Annotated in this window: 15 protein-coding genes; 9 read left to right on the forward strand and 6 right to left on the reverse strand. The window is 71.6% G+C overall.

The annotated features are described in order from the left end of the window. Positions 1-136: 136 nt before the first annotated feature. Together ACIGXX_RS06750 and ACIGXX_RS06755 are read right to left on the reverse strand one after the other, a co-directional pair. The gene (locus tag ACIGXX_RS06750; protein ID WP_399973361.1) at positions 137-835 is read right to left on the reverse strand and encodes an ABC transporter ATP-binding protein; all 699 of its coding nucleotides are present in this window, start codon (positions 833-835) and stop codon (positions 137-139) included. Continuing rightward, positions 832-1917 (reverse strand): ABC transporter permease, encoded by a 1086-nt coding sequence (locus tag ACIGXX_RS06755; protein ID WP_399973364.1) that lies wholly within the window; start codon positions 1915-1917, stop codon positions 832-834. The genes ACIGXX_RS06750 and ACIGXX_RS06755 overlap by 4 nt, the downstream gene beginning before the upstream one ends. 642 nt (positions 1918-2559) lie before the next feature. Between ACIGXX_RS06755 and ACIGXX_RS06760 the strand changes: the two genes are divergently transcribed. Further along, the gene (locus ACIGXX_RS06760) at positions 2560-3879 is read left to right on the forward strand and encodes a sensor histidine kinase (protein WP_399973367.1); all 1320 of its coding nucleotides are present in this window, start codon (positions 2560-2562) and stop codon (positions 3877-3879) included. Continuing rightward, positions 3876-4544, forward strand: a complete 669-nt coding sequence (locus ACIGXX_RS06765) for a response regulator (protein WP_399973370.1) — start codon at positions 3876-3878, stop codon at positions 4542-4544. Before ACIGXX_RS06760 ends, ACIGXX_RS06765 begins: the two co-directional genes overlap by 4 nt. Before the next feature lie 54 nt (positions 4545-4598). Here ACIGXX_RS06765 and ACIGXX_RS06770 read toward each other — a convergent pair whose 3' ends face one another. Beyond that, positions 4599-4805, reverse strand: a complete 207-nt coding sequence (locus ACIGXX_RS06770; RefSeq protein WP_351158887.1) for a hypothetical protein — start codon at positions 4803-4805, stop codon at positions 4599-4601. A 131-nt stretch (positions 4806-4936) separates the two neighbouring features. Here ACIGXX_RS06770 and ACIGXX_RS06775 point away from each other — a divergent pair, with 131 nt between their 5' ends. Further along, entirely contained in the window at positions 4937-7498 is a 2562-nt protein-coding gene (locus ACIGXX_RS06775; protein WP_399973374.1) for a hypothetical protein, read from the forward strand. 626 nt (positions 7499-8124) lie between these two features. Next, entirely contained in the window at positions 8125-11313 is a 3189-nt protein-coding gene (locus ACIGXX_RS06780) for a hypothetical protein (protein ID WP_399973377.1), read from the forward strand. A gap of 33 nt (positions 11314-11346) precedes the next feature. Here ACIGXX_RS06780 and ACIGXX_RS06785 read toward each other — a convergent pair whose 3' ends face one another. Next, complete coding sequence (locus tag ACIGXX_RS06785; RefSeq protein ID WP_351158895.1) at positions 11347-12162, reverse strand: IclR family transcriptional regulator; 816 nt, start codon at positions 12160-12162, stop codon at positions 11347-11349. Between the two features lie 413 nt (positions 12163-12575). On the opposite strand from ACIGXX_RS06785, the gene allB reads away from it, so the two are divergent. Together allB and alc are read left to right on the forward strand one after the other, a co-directional pair. Next, the gene (allB, locus tag ACIGXX_RS06790) at positions 12576-13919 is read left to right on the forward strand and encodes an allantoinase AllB (RefSeq protein ID WP_351158897.1); all 1344 of its coding nucleotides are present in this window, start codon (positions 12576-12578) and stop codon (positions 13917-13919) included. Between the two features lie 5 nt (positions 13920-13924). After that, positions 13925-15040, forward strand: coding sequence for an allantoicase (alc, locus tag ACIGXX_RS06795; RefSeq protein WP_351158899.1), 1116 nt, complete (start codon positions 13925-13927; stop codon positions 15038-15040). Positions 15041-15124: 84 nt separating this feature from the next. On the opposite strand, the gene ACIGXX_RS06800 is transcribed toward alc, so the two are convergent. Then, the gene (locus ACIGXX_RS06800; RefSeq protein WP_361462092.1) at positions 15125-15871 is read right to left on the reverse strand and encodes an SDR family oxidoreductase; all 747 of its coding nucleotides are present in this window, start codon (positions 15869-15871) and stop codon (positions 15125-15127) included. Positions 15872-16091: 220 nt separating this feature from the next. On the opposite strand from ACIGXX_RS06800, the gene ACIGXX_RS06805 reads away from it, so the two are divergent. From ACIGXX_RS06805 to ACIGXX_RS06815, 3 genes are all read left to right on the forward strand, one after another. Continuing rightward, positions 16092-16997: a DMT family transporter gene (locus ACIGXX_RS06805; protein WP_366462986.1), complete on the forward strand. Its 906-nt coding sequence runs from the start codon at positions 16092-16094 to the stop codon at positions 16995-16997. A gap of 33 nt (positions 16998-17030) precedes the next feature. Further along, positions 17031-17468 (forward strand): hypothetical protein, encoded by a 438-nt coding sequence (locus tag ACIGXX_RS06810; RefSeq protein WP_399973383.1) that lies wholly within the window; start codon positions 17031-17033, stop codon positions 17466-17468. Between the two features lie 92 nt (positions 17469-17560). Continuing rightward, positions 17561-17980 (forward strand): ribonuclease, encoded by a 420-nt coding sequence (locus tag ACIGXX_RS06815; protein WP_351158907.1) that lies wholly within the window; start codon positions 17561-17563, stop codon positions 17978-17980. A gap of 36 nt (positions 17981-18016) precedes the next feature. Here the strand turns inward: ACIGXX_RS06815 and ACIGXX_RS06820 are convergent, their stop codons facing one another. Then, entirely contained in the window at positions 18017-18223 is a 207-nt protein-coding gene (locus ACIGXX_RS06820) for a hypothetical protein (RefSeq protein ID WP_351158909.1), read from the reverse strand. Positions 18224-18303 lie beyond the last annotated feature (80 nt).

Raw genomic sequence — 18303 nt, forward strand, 5'->3', positions numbered from 1 at the left:
GCGGCGAGATCCGTCCCCTTGGCGGGTTGTTGATCACCGGCTGCGCCCAGTTGGCCCTCGGCCGGGGGGTGGACTCGGACCTCTTCCCCGGGGCGGTGAGGGCTCCGGGACGGGGCGGGGCTCCGGGGGTGGGGTGTTACGGGAAGGAGCTCTCCGCCGGGGCCCCCACCCTTCCGTCCACCAGTTCCACCACCCGGTCGGCGACAGCCAGCCGGGCTCGGTCGTGGGTGACCAGGACCGTTGCCGTGCCCCACTCCCGGGTGAGGCGTCCCAGCAGATCGAGGACCGCCGCGCCCCGTTCGTGATCCAGGGCGCTGGTCGGCTCGTCCACCAGGAGCACCGCGGGTGCGTTCATCAACGCCCGTGCGATGCCGACCCGTTGGCGCTGGCCGCCCGACAGTTGGTGCGGGCGTCGATGCGCGAGACCGTCGAGGCCCACCGTGGCGAGCAGCTCCCGTGCCCGCGCCCGGGCCTCGCCGGAGCGTCGGCGTCCGCGACCGTCGATGCGCGCCATCAGCTCCACCTGTTCCAGCGCGGTCAGCGAGGCCGGCAGATTCGGCTGCTGGAAGATGATCCCCATCCTCCGCCGCCGCAACTCCGTGCGTTCCGCCGCGGACAGCGCACCTGTCTCCGTACCTCCGACCAGTACCCGCCCCGCGTCGGGCGTCGCCAGCGTCGCCGCCACCGCGAGGAGGCTGGACTTCCCCGAGCCGGACGGGCCGACGATCGCCGTCAGCGTTCCGGCGGGGACGTCGAGGTCGACCCCGTCGAGCGCCGTGAGGCGGCCCTCACCGTCCGGGTACGTCAGCGTGATGTCTTCGAGGGACAGACTCATCGGGCACTCCCCAGCGCGGTCAGCGGGTCGACGGCGGTGATCCGCCGGACGGACAGGCCCGCGCCCAACGCCCCGAGGGCGATCATCACGGCGGCGGGCCACAGCACGGTCGGAGCGTCGAGGACGAAGGGGACGTCGCCGCCGCCGATCGCGGAGCCGACCACCGCGGCGATCCCCGTCCCCAGGGCCGTCCCGGCGGCGAGCATCAGCACGGCCTGGCCGAGGGCGTCCCTCAGCAGGTACGGAGTGGACGCGCCCAGTGCCTTCAACACCGCGATGTCACCGGCGCGCTGGATCGTCCACACCGTGAAGAACGCCCCTATGACGAGCGCGGAGATGACGAAGAGGAAGCCGCGCATGAGCTGCAGCGAACCGTTCTCCGCCTGGTAGGAGCCGATGGCCGTGAGCGCGCCGTCGAGGGACTTCGTCTCCGTGCCCGCCGCCTCGTCCCCGGCGGCGAGATCGACTCCGCCGCCGGTCCGCAGCGCGACGACCGTGGCCTGCTCGTCCAGCGACGTACCCCGGTGGCCGAGCCCCTGCCAGTCGTCGAGCGCGGTCCAGACGACAGGGGTATGGCTGTACGAGGCGTCCGACGCGACCCGCGCGACGCTCTCCTCGACTCCGCTGCCCCCGAGCCGCACCGTGTCCCCGGGGCCGACTCCGAGGTCCGCCGCGGCCTTCTCCGAGAGCACGGCCCTGCCCGGCGCGACGCCGGCCGGCGCGATCCCGGAGTCCGGCTCGACCCCGAAGGCGGACACGGCGGCCGAGCGGTCACCGGCGGTGGCGTTCAGGGTGCTGATGCCGATGGGCTCGGCGGACCGTACGCCCGGCTGCTTCGCCCAGGTCTCCCAGGCGCGCTGTTGCACCTGGGAGCCGGTGAAGGAGGCGGACTGGCCGGGCGGTGGCGCGGCGAAGGCGAGGTGGTCGGCGGGGAGGCCGGTGATCGCGGAGGTGTTCTCCCTCGCGAGCCCGGCCGTGAGCCCGGAGAGCAGCCCCACGAGCAGAGTGATGAGTACGACGACGGCTCCCATCAGGGCGAACCGCCCCTTGGCGAACCGAAGGTCTCTCCATGCGACGAACATGGCCCCACCCTCCGTCCGCGCCCACCCGCGCGGCATCGCGCCGCAGCACGCTTCCCCCGGATCGAAGGAGGGAGCCCGCGATCAACCTTTCGGTTGACGGAAGCGGGGGCGGCTGCGCCTACGCTGGAGGGTCCGATGAACAACTCCCCGAGTGCCGAGCCCGGACTTGCGCCGGGAATCCAGTCCCGCTCGAAGCCACGGGGCGGACCCCGGCCCGCGAATCGCACCGGACCCCCGACTCTGCCCTCGCCCCCATTTCCGACCGAGACCAGCTCCGGAAGCACCCGCACCCACCCCCGACCGAAACCGGCACCGGGCGCCGCCCCGCTGCCGCCCTCAGCCTGGGCCGAGACCGGCACCGGGCGGGCGCCTCCGACCGAGATCAGCTCCGGGCCCCCGCCCCGCTCCCGCCTCCGGCCGAGAACCGGTTCCGGGAGCCACCGCTCCCGCCCTCGCCCTCACCCCCGACCGAGACCGCCCCGGAGCGCCCCCGGACCGAAACCGGCCCCCGACCCTGCTCCCGCCTCCGCCTGAGATCAGCTCTGGGGGCATCCGCCCTCGCCCCCCTCCGACCGAGACCGCCTCCGGGCACCCGCCCCCGCACCCTCCCCGCTCGCACCCTCACCCCCGACCGAGGCCCCGATGCTCCCCGACGACTCCCTGGCCCCCTCATCCCCCTCGCGGACCACCCCCGTCACCCTCGCCCTGCGCCTCTGCCTGCACGCGCTGCTCGTGGGGCTGCTCGCGCTTGCTGCCGTGCGGGCCGTGGCCGACGGTGCGGCGCGTGGCGGTGTCGTCGTGGCGGTGGTGGTCGTCATGGGAGGCGTCTACGCGGCGGGGACGTTCAGTCCGGCCGTGGCCCGGTCGCAGCGGGCGGCGGCCGTGTGGCTCGCGGTGCTCGGCGCCTGCTGGGTGGCGCTGCTCGTCCTGTCGCCGGACGGGCTGTGGGCGGCCTTCCCCCTCTACTTCCTCCAGCTGCATCTGCTGCCTCTGCGCTGGGGCCTGCCCGCCGTCGCGCTGACCGCCGCTGCCGCCATCGCCAGCTTCCTGCTGCACGGCTCTCCCGTGTCGCCCGGCAGCTTCATCGGGCCGCTGCTCGGCGCGGCCGTGGCGGTCGCCACCGTCCTCGGGTACCAGGCCTTGTACCGGGAGAGCGAGCGGCGCCGTGAACTGATCGACGAGCTCATGGCCACCCGGGCCGAGCTCGCCGCCGCCGAGCGGACCGCGGGCACCCTCGCCGAGCGCGAACGCCTCGCCCGCGAGATCCACGACACGCTCGCGCAGGGCCTGTCCTCCATCCAGCTCCTGCTGCGCGCCGCGCAACGCGCGCTGCCCGCGGGATCGCCCGCCGCCCCGCACATCGAGCAGGCCCGCGCCGCCGCGCAGGACAACCTCGCGGAGGCACGGCGTTTCGTGCGCGCCCTCAGCCCGCCCGACCTGGAGCACGGCTCGCTGGCCGGAGCGCTGGAAAGGCTCTCCGCATCGGCAAGCGCATCGGCAAGCGCGTCCGCATCGCCCGCCTCGGACGTCCAGGTCCAGTTCACGGTGAGCGGTACACCCACCGAGCTGCCGACCCCGTACGAAGTCGCCCTGCTCCGCACCGCCCAGTCCGCCCTCGCGAACACCGTCCGGCACGCGGGCGCGAGGCGCGCCGAGATCACGCTCAGTTTCATGGACACCTCGGTGTCCCTGGACGTGGTCGACGACGGGCGGGGCTTCGACCCGGCGTCCGCGCCCCACGACAACGGGCAGGACGGAGGGTTCGGTCTGCCCGCGATGCGGGCCCGGGCCCGATCGCTCGGCGGGACGCTGAGCGTGGAGTCGGCGCCGGGGCAGGGAACGGCCGTCGCGGTCACCCTGCCGCTCCCGACGGGGGCCGTTCCGACCGCAGCCGTTCCGACCGCAGCCGTTCCGACGGGGACTGCTCCGGTGGGAGCCGGTCCGATGGAGGCCGCACTGTGAGCGCCGAGGCGCCGGAGCCCATCCGGCTGCTCCTCGCCGACGATCACCCCGTCGTGCGCGCCGGGCTGCGCGCGGTACTCGACACCGAGCCCGGCTTCGTCGTCGTGGGGGAGGCGGCGACGGCCGAGGCCGCGGTGTCGCTGGCCGCCACCGGCGGGTTCGACGTCGTCCTGATGGATCTTCAGTTCGGGGCGGGGATGCACGGGGCGCAGGCCACGGCCGCGATCACCGCCGTGCCGGGGGCGCCGCGGGTGCTCGTCCTGACGACGTACGACACGGACGCCGACATCCTCGCCGCGGTCGAGGCGGGCGCGGCGGGATATCTCCTGAAGGACGCGCCGCCGGAGGAGCTGGCGGCGGCGGTGCGGACCGCCGCGGCGGGGCAGTCCGCCCTCGCGCCGGCGATCGCGCATCGGCTGATGGACCGGATGCGGACGCCCGGGGAGGCGTTGACCGGGCGCGAGCTGGAGGTGCTGCGGCTGGTGCGGGAGGGATTGTCCAACCTGCAGATCAGCAAGCGGCTCTTCCTGAGCCAGGCCACGGTCAAGTCCCACCTGGTGCACATCTACGCGAAGCTGGGCGTCGATTCGCGTACGGCGGCGGTCGCGGTGGCGACGGGGCGTGGGCTGATCCGGGGCGGCGCCGGGCAGCGGCCTTCGCGTTGAGACATCGGCGAGGAGGGGACCGAGCCGCTGCCTACGCCAGACATCCTCGTGGCGTCAGGACGCGCCGACATCGACGAGCGCGGTGGTGAGCACGGCGGCCAGGGTGAGGGTGGCGGCGAATGCCACGGCGGCGCGCGTCAGTGCGGCCGGGTAGGTCGCCTGATCGCGACGGGCGAGGTACCCGGCACCTGCCGCGACCAGGACAGCGATCACGATGGTCACGGCCAGGGCGAGCGCGATCATGACGGTGTGGTCGGACACAGCGTTCTTCTCCTTCGACGCCGACTGATGGGTAAAGCGGGGTCGAATCTGCCGAAGTGACTGTTCGCCATGGTGCGCCTGGACAAAGATGAACACCGGTGAACAGGACAGCAAGGTGAGGGGCGGGGAGGGTGGCGGCACACGGATCGCAGGTTCCGGCGGACGCATTGGACGCGTTGAGGGAGCTGCGCGCGCGCCTCGAGGCCGGGCGAGTGGCCGCAGGCTTGAACAAGACCGAACTCGCTCGCCGCGCCGATCGGGCACGCACGTCGGTCAGCGCCGCACTCAACCCCGGCCACGACGTCCCTACGGCCGACACGGTGGGGGCGCTGGCCCGCGCTCTCAAGCTCGATCTCCAAGCCCTGCTGCGTCTGCGGGCCGCGGCTGACGCCGACCGGCGCGACATTGCGGTGCCGGACCAGGACGGCCCCTCGCGATCCCCACTCGGCGTGACCATCGATGAGATCGATGACACGTACGCGGTGGACCACCTAGGGGTTCACCACAGCATCGACCCCGTACTGCCGCCGCTCACCTCATTGACTCCCTATGTCCGTCGGCCGCATGACCTTCGCCTTGAAACGGCCGGTCGAGCGGCGCAGGTGTCCAGCCAGATGACGGTGCTGGTAGGAGACTCGTCGACCGGCAAGACGCGCGCCTTGCAGGCCTTGGTCCTCCTCCGCGAGCTCGCGGAATGGCGGTTGTGGCAGCCGCATTCGCCCGAGCAGTTCCTTGAGGCGTACCGGCGGCAGCGCATCGCCCCGCACACCGTGCTGTGGCTGAACGAGACACAGCGCCATCTCATCGGGCCCCTGGGGGAGGAAACCGCCTGCGCACTACGGACGTTGCTGGCGGACCCGCTGTGTTCGCCCGTCTTGGTCCTGGGGACGCTGTGGCGTGAGCACCATTCCCTCTTGACGGTTCGGCCCCGTCCGACGGAGCAGGACCCGCACGCGCACGCCCGCGACCTCCTGGACGGAAGGTGCATCACGGTCCCTGACTCCTTCACCGACGACGAACTGGACCACCTGGCGCGGATCGCGCCAAAGGACCGGCGGCTGGCCCTCGCCGTCGAGCACGGGGGGCGTCATGTCACTCAGTTCCTTGCCGGTGCTCACGAGCTTGTACGGCGCTTCGAGGCCGCCCCGGCCGAGGCACGAGCTGTGATCCTTGCGGCCATGGACGCCCGCCGCCTGGGACACGGTCCGTCATTGAGTCCAGAGCTGCTGCGGGCAGCTGCTCCCGGATACCTGAGTGACCAGCAGTGGCAGTTGATGGACGACAACTGGTTCGAGAAGGGGCTCGACTACGCGCGCCGGCCCTGCAAGGGCGTTCCCGGTCCGCTGACGGCATGGCGGCCCCGCCCCGGAGAGACCGCCCCGGCAGCGACGGTTCTCCGGCTCGCCGATTACCTGGAGCAACATGCACGGGACACGCGTCGCTTCACCGTGCCCCCGGCCGCTTTCTGGGATGCCGCCGCCCACCACGCGGGATCGGCCGCCGATCTGATGGCGCTGGCGGGCGCGGCCGACGACCGGTGGCTGCGCCGCCAGGCTTCACTGCTCTACCGGGCCGCCGCCGACCACGGCCTGCCACGCGCGTGGGTCGCCCTGGGGAGCCTGCACGAAGGGGTCGGTCATCGCTCCACAGCTGTCCGCTGCTTCCAGGCCGCAGCCGATGCCGGTGAAGTCGACGGCCTTGTCCGCCTCGCCCAGATGCGCAGCGGAAGCGGAGACGCCGCAGAGGCCCTGCGGCTCTACCGGGCGGCAGCACGGCTGGTCGAGGACGCTGCCGAGCCCGTGCCCGATGTTGCGAGATTCGTCGGCATGCTGGCCATGCCACTGGCGGACGCGGGTGACACGGATGGCGCAGAGCGTCTGTGCCTGGCATTGGCCGAGGCGGGCAACGACCATCAGTGGCTCTGGGCCTATCTGGCCAAGCTCCGCCTGCGCGCCACGGACCTGGAGGGCGCTGAAGCTCCCGCGCGTGAGGCTGCTCGCCATGGCGACTGCACAGGGATGCTCGACCTGGTCGGGACGTGGCGAGCGGCCGGTGACGAAGACCGCGCCGACCGTCTGTTCGGGCAACTGATGGACGTCGGCCCGACGATGGCACTGGGGGAGCTCGCTCTCTCGTCGTCGCGGCTCGGGCCAGGGGAGGCGGAACGCCTCCACCGGGTCCTCGAAGGGCGTGAGGGCGCCGAGGCCCTGTGGGTCAAGGCCGCACGGCTGCACGAGGCCGGAGACCTCGCCGGAGCCGAACCGCTCTACCAAGCGTGTGTCGCGGCCGGCGATCACTTGGCTTACGGCGATCTGGCCGCGCTGCGGATGGAAGCCGGTGACTTCGACGGTGCCGAGCGGTATGTCCTGCGTGGTGCCACTGAGGCCAGTACCCGGCACAGCGGGGACGAATTGGCCATGACCTACCGCAAGAACGGCCAACTCGCCAGACTGCGTTCCTTCTGTCAGGACGCCGCTGACCAAGGATTCACCTGGGGTCTCGTCCACCTGGCACGGCTCTTGGACGAGGCCGGTGAGCACGTCGAAGCCGAAAGCCTCGCCCTCAGAGCCGTGGCGTCCGGGGATTCCTCTGGCCTGTGGCTCTTGGGGAAGGACGGCGACGACCCCCGCCGTCGGCAACTGCTCCGGTACGGACTCGAACCGGACGGCCGTGTCGCTGATCCCTGGAGCTGACCTAGCGTCGGGACCACCACTCGAAGAGGCCCAGCAGCGCAGGCATGACCACTCCTGCCGCCCCGAGTGCGATGCGGCGCCGCACTTCCTGCCACAGCGGTGGGGACGTGACTTCCCGTGCTTCCTTGGGTGGGGCCGGTACGCGGTCGGGCTCGGGCTTATCGAAGTGACGGCACACGTGAACCTCTTGGGGTCTGAGCGGGCGGATGACCACTGCGCCGGGACCGTGGCCCGGTACGGGAGCCACTCTGACTCCACGTGTTCGTGCAACCTCCGACATCCGGGCGAACCGGGCAGCGGGCGAACTATCCTGCTGGTCAACGCCACCGAGGGAAGTGCCCGAAGCGCCTGTCGCGGGTGGCCCGGGCAGGGGGAGGCGCATTCGGATGGGGACGGCCGGACAGCGCGTGTGGGAGATCCTGAGCGGATTGCGTGAGCGGGCCGAGGCGCGCCGGAGGGCTCAAGGGCTCTCCTTCAGCCAGACCGTGGTGGAGACGACGCTCAGGACATCCGCCGCTGCTCCAGGTGCTCGGGGCTTCTCACGGAAGCGGATCAGCGACTGGGCTCCCCGGGACGTGGCCGGGTTCAAGCTGCCCCAAGCGGCCAGTGACGACAGAGTCCTGGCCTTGGCCGCGCTTTGGGCCGACTGGGCACAGGAACCGCCGCCAGGACGCGAGTTGCGCGACCTGTTGGGGAAGGCTCGCGACGAGCAAGGGGCCGAGCGCCGCACGCCGCCGGAGGAACGGTCCGAAGCCGAATCGCTCTCCGATCTGACCGCTGAACAACTGGAGGTGCACGAGGCACCCTTGCCCAGGCCCCGGCGCCGGACACTGCCCACCCTGTCCCCGTACCTGAGCCGTGAGCTGGACGGAGAGCTGCGCAGGCGGCTGGAGAAGGCGCTCGCCGGTGGATCTTCGGCCCTCCTGGTACTGACCGGGGAGTCCTCGACCGGCAAGACTCGCGCCCTGTACGAGGCCGTGCGTGAACTGGCCCCCGACCAGCCGCTCCTGCGGCCCGCGACCGCACAGGACCTGCTGTCGCTCCTGGCCGACGGGGCGGCACGTCCCGGCACCGTGCTGTGGCTGAACGAGTTCCAGCGGATCCTGTACGACAGCGAGGGCGAACAGGTCGCCGCGCAGCTGCGGTTGTTCCTCGAACGGCACCAAGGGGTGGCGGCCGTCGCCACCTTGTGGCAGAACCCGTACTGGCAGGAGCTGACCAGGCAGGGAAAGCCCCGGGACCCCTATCCGCATGCGCGGGCCCTGCTCGTCGGCGCCCACACGCACCGGATCCGGGTCCCGGCCGAGCTGACCCCTGAGGAGCGGGAGCAGTGGCGGGAGCTCGCCGCGCACCATGGGGACGACCGCCTGGCGTACGCCGAGCGGGCGGGAGCGCGGGACGGGCGCATGGTGCAGCATCTCAGCGGCGGCCCCGAACTGCTCGATGCCTATCTGAGCGGCCCCGACGACCACTTCACGCGCCATGAGCACGCGTTGATCACCGCGGCGCTCGACGCCCACCGCCTGGGCCACTCATCGCCGCTGTCCTCGGCCCTCCTGGCGGACGCAGCCGACGGCACGCTCGCCCCGCACCACCGGGCCCCGAGCGCGGACTGGGCGGCACTCGTCCTCGACGCGCTGACGACCGGCGAACGGCTCGACGGCACCCGCACCGACATCCGCTGCACCCTGACGCCTCTGAGGGCGCGACGGGACACCGCGGGAGCCCCGCCTCTGTACGAGCCCACGGTCTACCTCCGTCAGCACATCCCCCCTGTCCGCGCCGACCAGGCCGGTTCGGCGTCCCTGTGGGAAGCCCTCTGCCGCCACACGGAGGAGACCGCGGACCTCGTTTCATTGCAGGAAGCCGCCTGGCGGCGCGGGCTGTTCCGGTACGCCGTCGACCTGGACCGCAGGGCCGCGAAGGCGGGCAGCGGCGAAGCCTTGATCCGTCTTCTCAAACGCACCGCGACACATCCGGACGCCCACCGGATCGCACACTGGGCGGCAGCGCAGGCCCATCCGTCCCGGACGCGCCAGACTGACGAGATCCTGGACCTCCTGGCCGCGGCGCAAGCCCAGGAAGCCGTCGACGAGCTCGCACGTCGGCTCGTGGATCGGACCGACCCGGCGGATGTCGTGACCGGCGGAGCACTCGCCGTACGCCTGACGGACAAGGGTGCCTCTCCGGAGGTCGTCCAAGCCCTCGTGGACTCACTGCTGCAGCACACCGATCAGCTCGCCCCACGTGCCCTGGTACGAGTGCTGCCCGATCTCCGGCGGGTCTGCACCGAGCGTTCCTTCCGGTCTCTGGCCCGGCGTGCGGCCGACGAGCTCGACCTGGTGGACACGTGGGCGACCGTGATGCTGATCCGGTCCTTGAACACGGCCGAGGCTCCCGACCTCCTGGCTGCCTTCGCCACCAGGATCACCACCGAGGCTTCGCGCCTGGACCCCGATGAACTTCCTGGCCTGATGGCGGAGCTGTGGCATGCCGGGGCCGAGCAAGCCGTGCACTCGCTGCTCGCCCTCGACCCGGCGGCAAGGGTCGGGCTGACCGATGCCGCAACCGTCGGGTGCCTGCTGGGAGTTCTTCGCCTTGCCGGGGCCGACGATGCGGTACGGACGCTGCTGAGCTGCGGACCGGCCCGGCATGTCGGTCTCGTGCCGGGTCCGGACGATGTCGAGAGGGCGGTCTGCGGACTTCTCGGCGCCTTGCGGGAGTACGGGGCCATGGACGAGTTCGCCGTTCTCGCCGACCGCGCCGTGTCCGAGCTGGATCTGACCGACCCCGAAACAGTCACCGCTCTCCTGGACTCGCTGTGCTCGGCCGGCCGCGAGGAAGCCCTGGCGACGCTGTTGCGGCGGGAGGTTGCCGGGCACGTGTGGTACGAGGATCCGCACGAGATCCAGCCCTTGCTCAGCGCGCTGCGAAGGGCCGGAGCCTGCGAGGTCTTTGAAGCCACGGCAACGGTGCTCGTCAACGAAGTGGACCTCCACGTCTCCGAGTTCATCGCGGAAGTCGTCGAGGTTCTGCTGGCGGTCGACGCCGAGCGGGCCATCGACCACCTCGTGACACGCGCCGAGGCGGACGTGGGAACGGGGCACGGACTGCTCGCCGTGCTCGCTCTGTCGGAAGCAGGTGCCCACGGAGCCGCGCGACGGCTGGCGCTCCACCACGTCGCCAACACCACCAGCACGGATCTGGACGAGGTCAGCATCCTCGCGTGGTTCTGCCACGCGGCCCACGTTCCGGACGCGGTGCGGAAGTTGATCGATCAAGGCCTGGTGGACCGAGTCGCCGTGGACTTCTCCACGAACCTCGATGCGCACGAGACGCTCCTGGACGTCCTCGTCCTAGCGGGGGCCGACGAGACCGCACGGTCCTTCGCCGACCGGGCCGCCGCCGGCATCGACCTGGACGACACGATGGGCATCGCCGCCCTGCTGAAGGCCATGAACGCCGCGGGGTTCTCCGGAGCGTGCGAGGTCCTGGTCCGGCGTGCCGCCCCGGGCGCGAGCCTCGGGCACATGAACAGCGTCGCCAGGCTTCTCGAGGCGTTCATGGAGCTCGAAGCCGAGGAGGCGCTCCAGCACCTCCTGCGACGAGCCCCGGCATCCCAGGTCGACCTCAACCGAGCGACCACCAGCTGCGGTGAGGCCCTCTTGGCGGCACTCCGGAAGGCCGACGCTCCCGAAGCGGACGAGTTCGCCCGGCGGGCGCGGGCCGCGGGATGTCTGCCCACGGCCCCCCTCCTGCCGTACGGAGTCGAGGTCGACGGCCGTCCGGCAGGCCCGTGGTCATGGGACCGGTAGACCCGGCCGGGTAGGCCGGCGGGTATCGACCCTTCAGGCCGCAGGCCCCGAACTCGCCAGCGCGGCGGACAGCTCCACCGCCACCTGTTGCAGTACCGGCACGATCTTCTCCACCGCGGCCTCGGTCACGCGGCCCGCCGGGCCCGAGATCGAGATGGCCGCCGCCGTGGGGGAGTTCGGGACCGACACCGCAAGGCAGCGCACCCCGATCTCCTGTTCGTTGTCGTCGACCGCGAAGCCCGCCCTGCGGACCTCCTCCAGCGCGTCGAGGAACCCCTCCGGCGTGGTGATCGTCTTCTCCGTGGCCGCGGGCATGCCGGTGCGGGCGAGGAGGGCCCGTACCTCCTCCGGTGGCGTGTGGGCCAAAAGAGCCTTGCCGACGCCCGTGGAGTGGGGCAGGACCCGGCGGCCCACCTCGGTGAACATGCGCATGGAGTGCTTGGAGGGCACCTGTGCGACGTACACGATCTCGTCCCCGTCGAGCAGGGCCATGTTCGCGGTCTCGCCGGTCTCCTCGACCAGGCGCGCGAGGTAGGGGCGCGCCCAGGTGCCGAGGAGGCGCGAGGCCGATTCGCCGAGGCGGATCAGGCGCGGGCCCAGGGAGTAGCGGCGGTTGGGCTGCTGGCGTACGTAGCCGCAGGCGACCAGGGTGCGCATCAGGCGGTGGATCGTGGGGAGCGGAAGGCCGCTGCTGGCGGAGAGCTCGCTCAGGCCGACCTCGCCTCCGGCGTCCGCCATCCGTTCGAGGAGGTCGAAGGCGCGCTCAAGGGACTGGACACCACCGCTGGCAGCGGGCGGCTTGGAGGCGGCGACTTCGGTGGAGGCGTCGCTGGCGCTTGACGTCGGCACGGCGCAGTCCTTTCGGGGCTGACGGGCAAGGCAGCAGCCTACCGGGCGGTTCCCCGCCGGGGCTCTGACCGGCCCTGGCGTCTTTGCCGGTCAGGGCCGGTCAGGGACCGGTCGGGGCGCCTTTGTCCGCTTACCCGCCGTCGCGCCTGGTGATCGTTTGACGGCCCGGTTGTGCATAGCTACGTTCTGGTCTGCGGAATTCTAATTCCACTTTGTGGAAACGTCCAGGGCGTGCCAGGTGGCCTCTTGACGGTTCGGGGTCGGCCGTGAAGACTCATTCAACAGAACGTTGAATTCCGTTTAGCGGAAACGAATGGTCTGTGTAGCGGAAAAGAACGAACAGGCGAGCAACACGGCAAGCGACGGCGAACAGCCGAGCGACAGCGAAGAAGCGAAGAAAGGGCGTTGAGGACGTGGACGTAGAACTGGTGCTGCGCTCGACCCGCGTGATCACACCGCAGGGAACCCGCGCCGCGTCGGTCACGGTCTCCGGAGGGAAGATCGCGGCCGTCCTGGCGCACGACGCCGACGTACCGGCGGGGGCCAGGATCGAGGACCTCGGCGACGACGTCCTGCTGCCCGGCATCGTCGACACGCACGTCCATGTGAACGACCCGGGCCGCACGGAGTGGGAGGGCTTCTGGACCGCCACCCGCGCCGCGGCAGCCGGCGGCATCACCACCCTCGTCGACATGCCGCTCAACTCCCTGCCGCCGACCACCACCGTCGACAACCTGCGCACGAAGCAGGACGTCGCACGGACCAAGGCGCACATCGACGTCGGCTTCTGGGGCGGCGCCCTGCCCGACAACGTCGGCGACCTCAAGCCCCTGCACGACGCCGGTGTCTACGGCTTCAAGTGCTTCCTCTCGCCGTCCGGCGTGGACGAGTTCCCGCACCTGGACCAGGACCACCTCGCCACCTCCATGGCCGAGATCGCGGGCTTGGGTGCTCACGGGGGCCTGCTCATCGTGCACGCCGAGGACCCGCACGAGCTGGACGCGGCCCCGCACAAGAGCGGCCCCAAGTACACGGACTACCTGGACACCCGGCCGCGCGTCTCCGAGGACGCCGCCATCGAGGGCCTCATCGGGCTCGCCAAGCGGCTCGGCGCCCGTGTCCACGTACTGCACCTGTCGTCGTCGAACGCGCTGCCCCTGATCGCCGCCGCCAAGCGCGATGGCGTCAAGCTCACCGTCGAGACCTGCCCGCACTACCTCACGCTCACCGCGGAGGAAGTCCCGGACGGGGCGAGCGAGTTCAAGTGCTGCCCGCCCATCCGCGAGGCCGCCAACCAGGATCTGCTCTGGGAAGCGCTCGCCGACGGCACCATCGACTGCGTCGTGACGGACCACTCGCCGTCCACCGCCGAGCTCAAGACCGACGACTTCGCGACCGCGTGGGGCGGCATCTCCGGGCTCCAGCTCAGCCTCCCCGCGGTCTGGACCGAGGCCCGCAAGCGCGGCCACAGCCTCGAGGACGTGGTGCGCTGGATGTCGACGCGCACCGCCGAACTGGTCGGACTCGACCAGAAGGGCGCCATCGAGGCCGGCCGCGACGCCGACTTCGCGGTCCTCGCGCCCGACGAGACCTTCACCGTGGACCCCGCGGAGCTGCAGCACCGGAACCGAGTCACGGCGTACGCGGGCAAGACCCTCAGCGGCGTCGTGAAGTCCACCTGGCTGCGCGGCGAACGCATCCTGCACGGCGGCGAGTTCAGCGAACCCGCAGGCCGACTTCTGGAAAGGAAGAACTGATCACCGTGACGGCGATACCCAGTTTCACCGGCGACGCGAGCCCTTACGGCGGCGGCGACCCGTACGCGGACTACCGCACCGCCGACTTCCCCTTCACCCAGTACGCGAACCTCGCGGACCGGCAGCTCGGCGCGGGCGTCATCGCCGCCAACGACGAGTTCTTCGCGATGCGCGAGAACCTCCTCCTCGCGCACGACGCCGTCTTCGACCCGGAGCACTTCGGGCACAAGGGCAAGGTCATGGACGGCTGGGAGACCCGCCGCCGCCGCGGCGTCTCCGCCGGGCAGCCGTGGCCCACCGCCGACGACCACGACTGGGCCCTCGTCCGCCTCGGTGCCCCCGGCGTCGTACGCGGTCTTGTCATCGACACCGCCCACTTCCGCGGCAACTACCCGCAGGCCGTCTCGGTCGAGGGCGCCAACGTCGAGGGTTCGCCGACCCCCGAGGAGCTCCTCGCGGACGACGTGAAGTGGACGACGCTCGTGCCCCGCACGGCGGTCGGCGGCCACGCGGCCAACGGCTTCGCCGTCGACGTCGAGCAGCGCTTCACGCACCTGCGCGTCAATCAGCACCCGGACGGCGGCATCGCGCGCCTGCGGGTGTACGGCGAGGTCGTCGCCGACCCCAAGTGGCTCGCCACGCTCGGCACGTTCGACGTGCTCGCCCTGGAGAACGGCGGCCAGGTCGAGGACGCGTCCGACCGCTTCTACTCCCCGGCCACCAACACCATCCAGCCGGGCCGCTCCCGCAAGATGGACGACGGCTGGGAGACCCGCCGCCGCCGCGACAACGGCAACGACTGGATCCGCTACCAGCTGGTCGCCCAGTCCGAGATCCGCGCCGTCGAGATCGACACCGCGTACCTCAAGGGCAATTCGGCCGGCTGGGCCGCGCTTTCGGTACGGGACGGCGAGAGCGGCGAGTGGGTCGAGGCGCTGCCCCGCACCCGCCTGCAGCCCGACACCAACCACCGCTTCGTCCTGGACGCCCCGGTCGTCGGCACGCACGTGCGCATCGACATCTTCCCGGACGGCGGCATCTCCCGCCTGCACCTCTTCGGTTCGCTGACCGAGGCGGGCGCGAGCCGTCTGACGGCACGTCACCAGGAGCTGGGCGGCTGATCGGGCCCGCCGAAGCCCGCTGAAGAACGTGGGGCGCACCGGGTGGACAGCCCCGGTGCGCCCCATCACCATGCCCGCGCACGGTTACGCGGCATGCCCGCCGTCGACCACGAGCTCCGAGCCGGTGATGAACGCGGCGTCCTCACCGGCGAGATAGGCGACGAGGGAGGCCACCTCGTCGGGCGCACCGAAGCGGGTCAGCGCGTTCGCCGCCTTCTGGGGCTCGGCGAACGGCCCGTCGGCGGGGTTCATGTCCGTGTCGACCGCACCCGGGTGCACCACGTTCACCGTGATCCTCCGGTCGGCGAGCTCCCGTGCCAGGGGCTTCGTCATGCCGATGAGCGCCGCCTTGCTCATCGCGTAGAGCGAACTGCCGGTCCCGCCCGCGTAGCGCGTGAGCGCCGTCCCGACGGAGATGATCCGGCCCCCGTCGGCCAGCCGCCCGGCCGCCGCCTGCGAGGCCAGGAAGACCGAACGCACGTTGACGGCGAGCACCCGGTCGATGTCGGAGAGCGCCAGGTCCCCGATGGGGCCGAGGACCCCGATGCCCGCGTTGTTCACCAGGATGTCCAGGCGGCCCAGGTCGTCGGCCGCGCGCTCCACCGCGCCCGCGGCGTCCCCGGCGTCGGCCGCGTCCGCCCGGATGGCGAAGCCGCGCTGCCCCGCCGCCTCGATCTTGGCGGCCACCTCACGCGCGGCGGCCTCCCCGTTGACGTACGTGATCGCGACATCGGCGCCTTCTCGCGCGAGCCGCAGCGCGATCGCCGCGCCGATGCCGCGGCTGCCGCCGGTGACCAGAGCCGTCCTGCCGGTGAGAGTAGACATGTTCATAACCTCATTCGCGTGGGTGTCTGCCGATATGCGTGAGAAGTGCTTGCGGTTTCAATGAAAGCGGGCGGCGTGCCCCATGGCTGGCGGTAAATGGACGCCGCGCTCCGCGGTCCCATCTCCGCGGTCCCTTCCCGGCGCGATCTTTGCCGGATACGGTGATCGACCCACGTGAGAGCCGCCGAAGTCTCCACACCGCCGCATCCGTTGGAGATCGCGCCCCGTGTCGACGCTCGCCGCTCCCGCCGCGCCCGCAGTGCGCCGCGCCTGGCTCACCGATCTGCCCGTCCTGCTCGTGGCCGTGGTCTGGGGCGCCAGTTATCTGGCGGCGAAGGGCATCACGACGACGCACACGGTCGTCGCCGTCCTGGTGCTGCGGTTCGCCGTCGTGCTGCCCGCGCTCGTGGTGGCCGGATGGCGCGGCCTGCGGGCGCTGACGGCGCCGCAGTGGCGCGGGGCGGGGGTGCTCGGGCTGATCCTGAGCGGGATCTTCCTCCTGGAGACGTACGGGGTCGTCCACACCTCGGCGACCAACGCGGGCCTCATCATCAGCCTCACCATGATCTTCACTCCGCTCGCCGAGGCCGCGGTGACCCGCAAGAGCCCGCCGCGCGCCTTCCTCGCGGCGGCCGGGCTCTCCGTGCTCGGCGTGATCCTGCTGACCCAGGGCGGCGGCTTCACGCGACCCTCACTGGGGGACGGTCTGATCCTCCTCGCGGCGCTCGCGCGCACGGTGCACGTTCTGGCGATGTCCCGGATCAAGGCGGTCCAGGACGCGGACGCGCTCTCGCTCACCACCGTCCAACTGGGGTCCGCCGTGGCCGTGTTCGCGGTGCTCGCCGCCGCGGGCACGGGAGCGTCGCCCTGGTCCGTCGCCGTGGACTTCGGCGCGCGCGAATGGGCCGGGCTGCTCTTCCTCTCCGTGTTCTGCACGCTCTTCGCCTTCTTCGTGCAGATGTGGGCGGTACGCAGGACGTCCCCTTCCCGGGTGAGCCTGCTGCTCGGCACGGAGCCGTTGTGGGCGGCGGCGGTGGGGATCGCGCTCGGCGGGGAGCGGCTGGGTGTGGTGGGTCTGGTGGGAGGTGTGCTGGTTCTGGTGGGGACCAGCTGGGGGCGCCGGGCACGGTGATACCTTCCGTGGTCGATCAAGCAGGGGGAGCCCATGAACGAGTACTTCGAGCAGGAATTCGCCGCGAGCGCGCAGAAGCGCCGTGCTTGGGGCGCCGCGCTGTTCCTGGCCGCGGGCATCATCTGGGCCGTGCTCGCGTACCAGCTGATGGCGCCGTTCAGCGACGGGGACGACGAGTACTCCAGCAGCAGCCGCACGTGCCAGTCGGTGCTGTTCTACGAGGGTGACGCCCCGACGTGGGCAGATGCCACGTGGGACGACTGCCGCGCAGAGCGCAGGTGGCCCGAGATGCTGGGCTGGCTGGGGCTCTCGGTGCCGCTGTCGGTTGCGGGCGCGGTGCTCTTCACCGGCGGGTCCACCAGTCTGCGGATGCGGGAGTACATGGCGGAACACCGCATCGCCGCTGCTGCCGCCGCGAAGACCGCTGCCGCGAAGACCGGCGCCGAGAAGGCCGTTGCCGAGAAGGACTGACGGCGGCGAACCGGTTGCGCCGGGTTAACTCCCGGAAAATTCACCGCACTTGACGTTGACACGACAACCTCTACGCGCGTCACACTGGTCGCATGCGAATCCCCCCACGAATCGTGAGCATCACCGCCCTCGCCGCCGCCCTGCTCATCGGCGGCCCCGTCGCCGCCTCCGCGAGCGCGGCCCCGGCCCACCACGCCCCCGCGTCGACGGCGTACTCCGTCGCCGCCGTCGGCGACATCTGCTACTCCGCGCTGCCCGCCCAGGCGCACGACACCCTGGACCTGATCGAGGCGGGCGGCCCCTACCCGTATCCGCAGGACGGCACCGTCTTCCAGAACAGGGAAGGCATCCTGCCCTCGCAAGGATCCGGCTACTACCACGAGTTCACCGTGGTGACGCCGGGCTCACCGGACCGCGGCGCGCGCCGCATCGTGACCGGTGAGGAGAACCAGGAGGACTACTACACGGCCGACCACTACGAGTCCTTCGACCTGGTCGACTACGCCTGCTGAGCCGCCGGGCGCGCCCGAGCCCGCCGCGGCACGGTGCTAGCGGGCCTTTCGGCTCTCCGCGACGGCGAACAGCGCGAGCGCGAGCACGATCAGCGTGACGCCCGCGTAGATCTCGTAGCCGTCGAGGAACCCGATCCGCTGTACGACGCCCCAGCCGCGCAGCCGGCCGGTCAGCTCGTGCACCAGGGCGGCCACGCCCTGGATCAGGAGAAGGACGCCGGAGACCTCGAGTACCTGCTTCATGCCGAAGAGCCTCGCCCCGCGGACCCCCCACGCACATCGGCCACGGGGCGAGGCCTCTTCCCCCCGGGCCCCTCCGAAAG

It is taken from the genome of Streptomyces sp. NPDC055243 (assembly GCF_044544025.1).
Taxonomy (GTDB): domain Bacteria; phylum Actinomycetota; class Actinomycetes; order Streptomycetales; family Streptomycetaceae; genus Streptomyces.

Bases quoted from the DNA above. Each gene is read 5' to 3' on its own strand.
- ACIGXX_RS06750 (WP_399973361.1), bottom strand. From the start codon at position 835: ATGAGTCTGTCCCTCGAAGACATCACGCTGACGTACCCGGACGGTGAG.
- ACIGXX_RS06755 (WP_399973364.1), bottom strand. From the start codon at position 1,917: ATGTTCGTCGCATGGAGAGACCTTCGGTTCGCCAAGGGGCGGTTCGCC.
- ACIGXX_RS06760 (WP_399973367.1), top strand. From the start codon at position 2,560: ATGCTCCCCGACGACTCCCTGGCCCCCTCATCCCCCTCGCGGACCACC.
- ACIGXX_RS06800 (WP_361462092.1), bottom strand. From the start codon at position 15,871: ATGAACATGTCTACTCTCACCGGCAGGACGGCTCTGGTCACCGGCGGC.
- ACIGXX_RS06810 (WP_399973383.1), top strand. From the start codon at position 17,031: ATGAACGAGTACTTCGAGCAGGAATTCGCCGCGAGCGCGCAGAAGCGC.
- ACIGXX_RS06815 (WP_351158907.1), top strand. From the start codon at position 17,561: ATGCGAATCCCCCCACGAATCGTGAGCATCACCGCCCTCGCCGCCGCC.
- ACIGXX_RS06820 (WP_351158909.1), bottom strand. From the start codon at position 18,223: ATGAAGCAGGTACTCGAGGTCTCCGGCGTCCTTCTCCTGATCCAGGGC.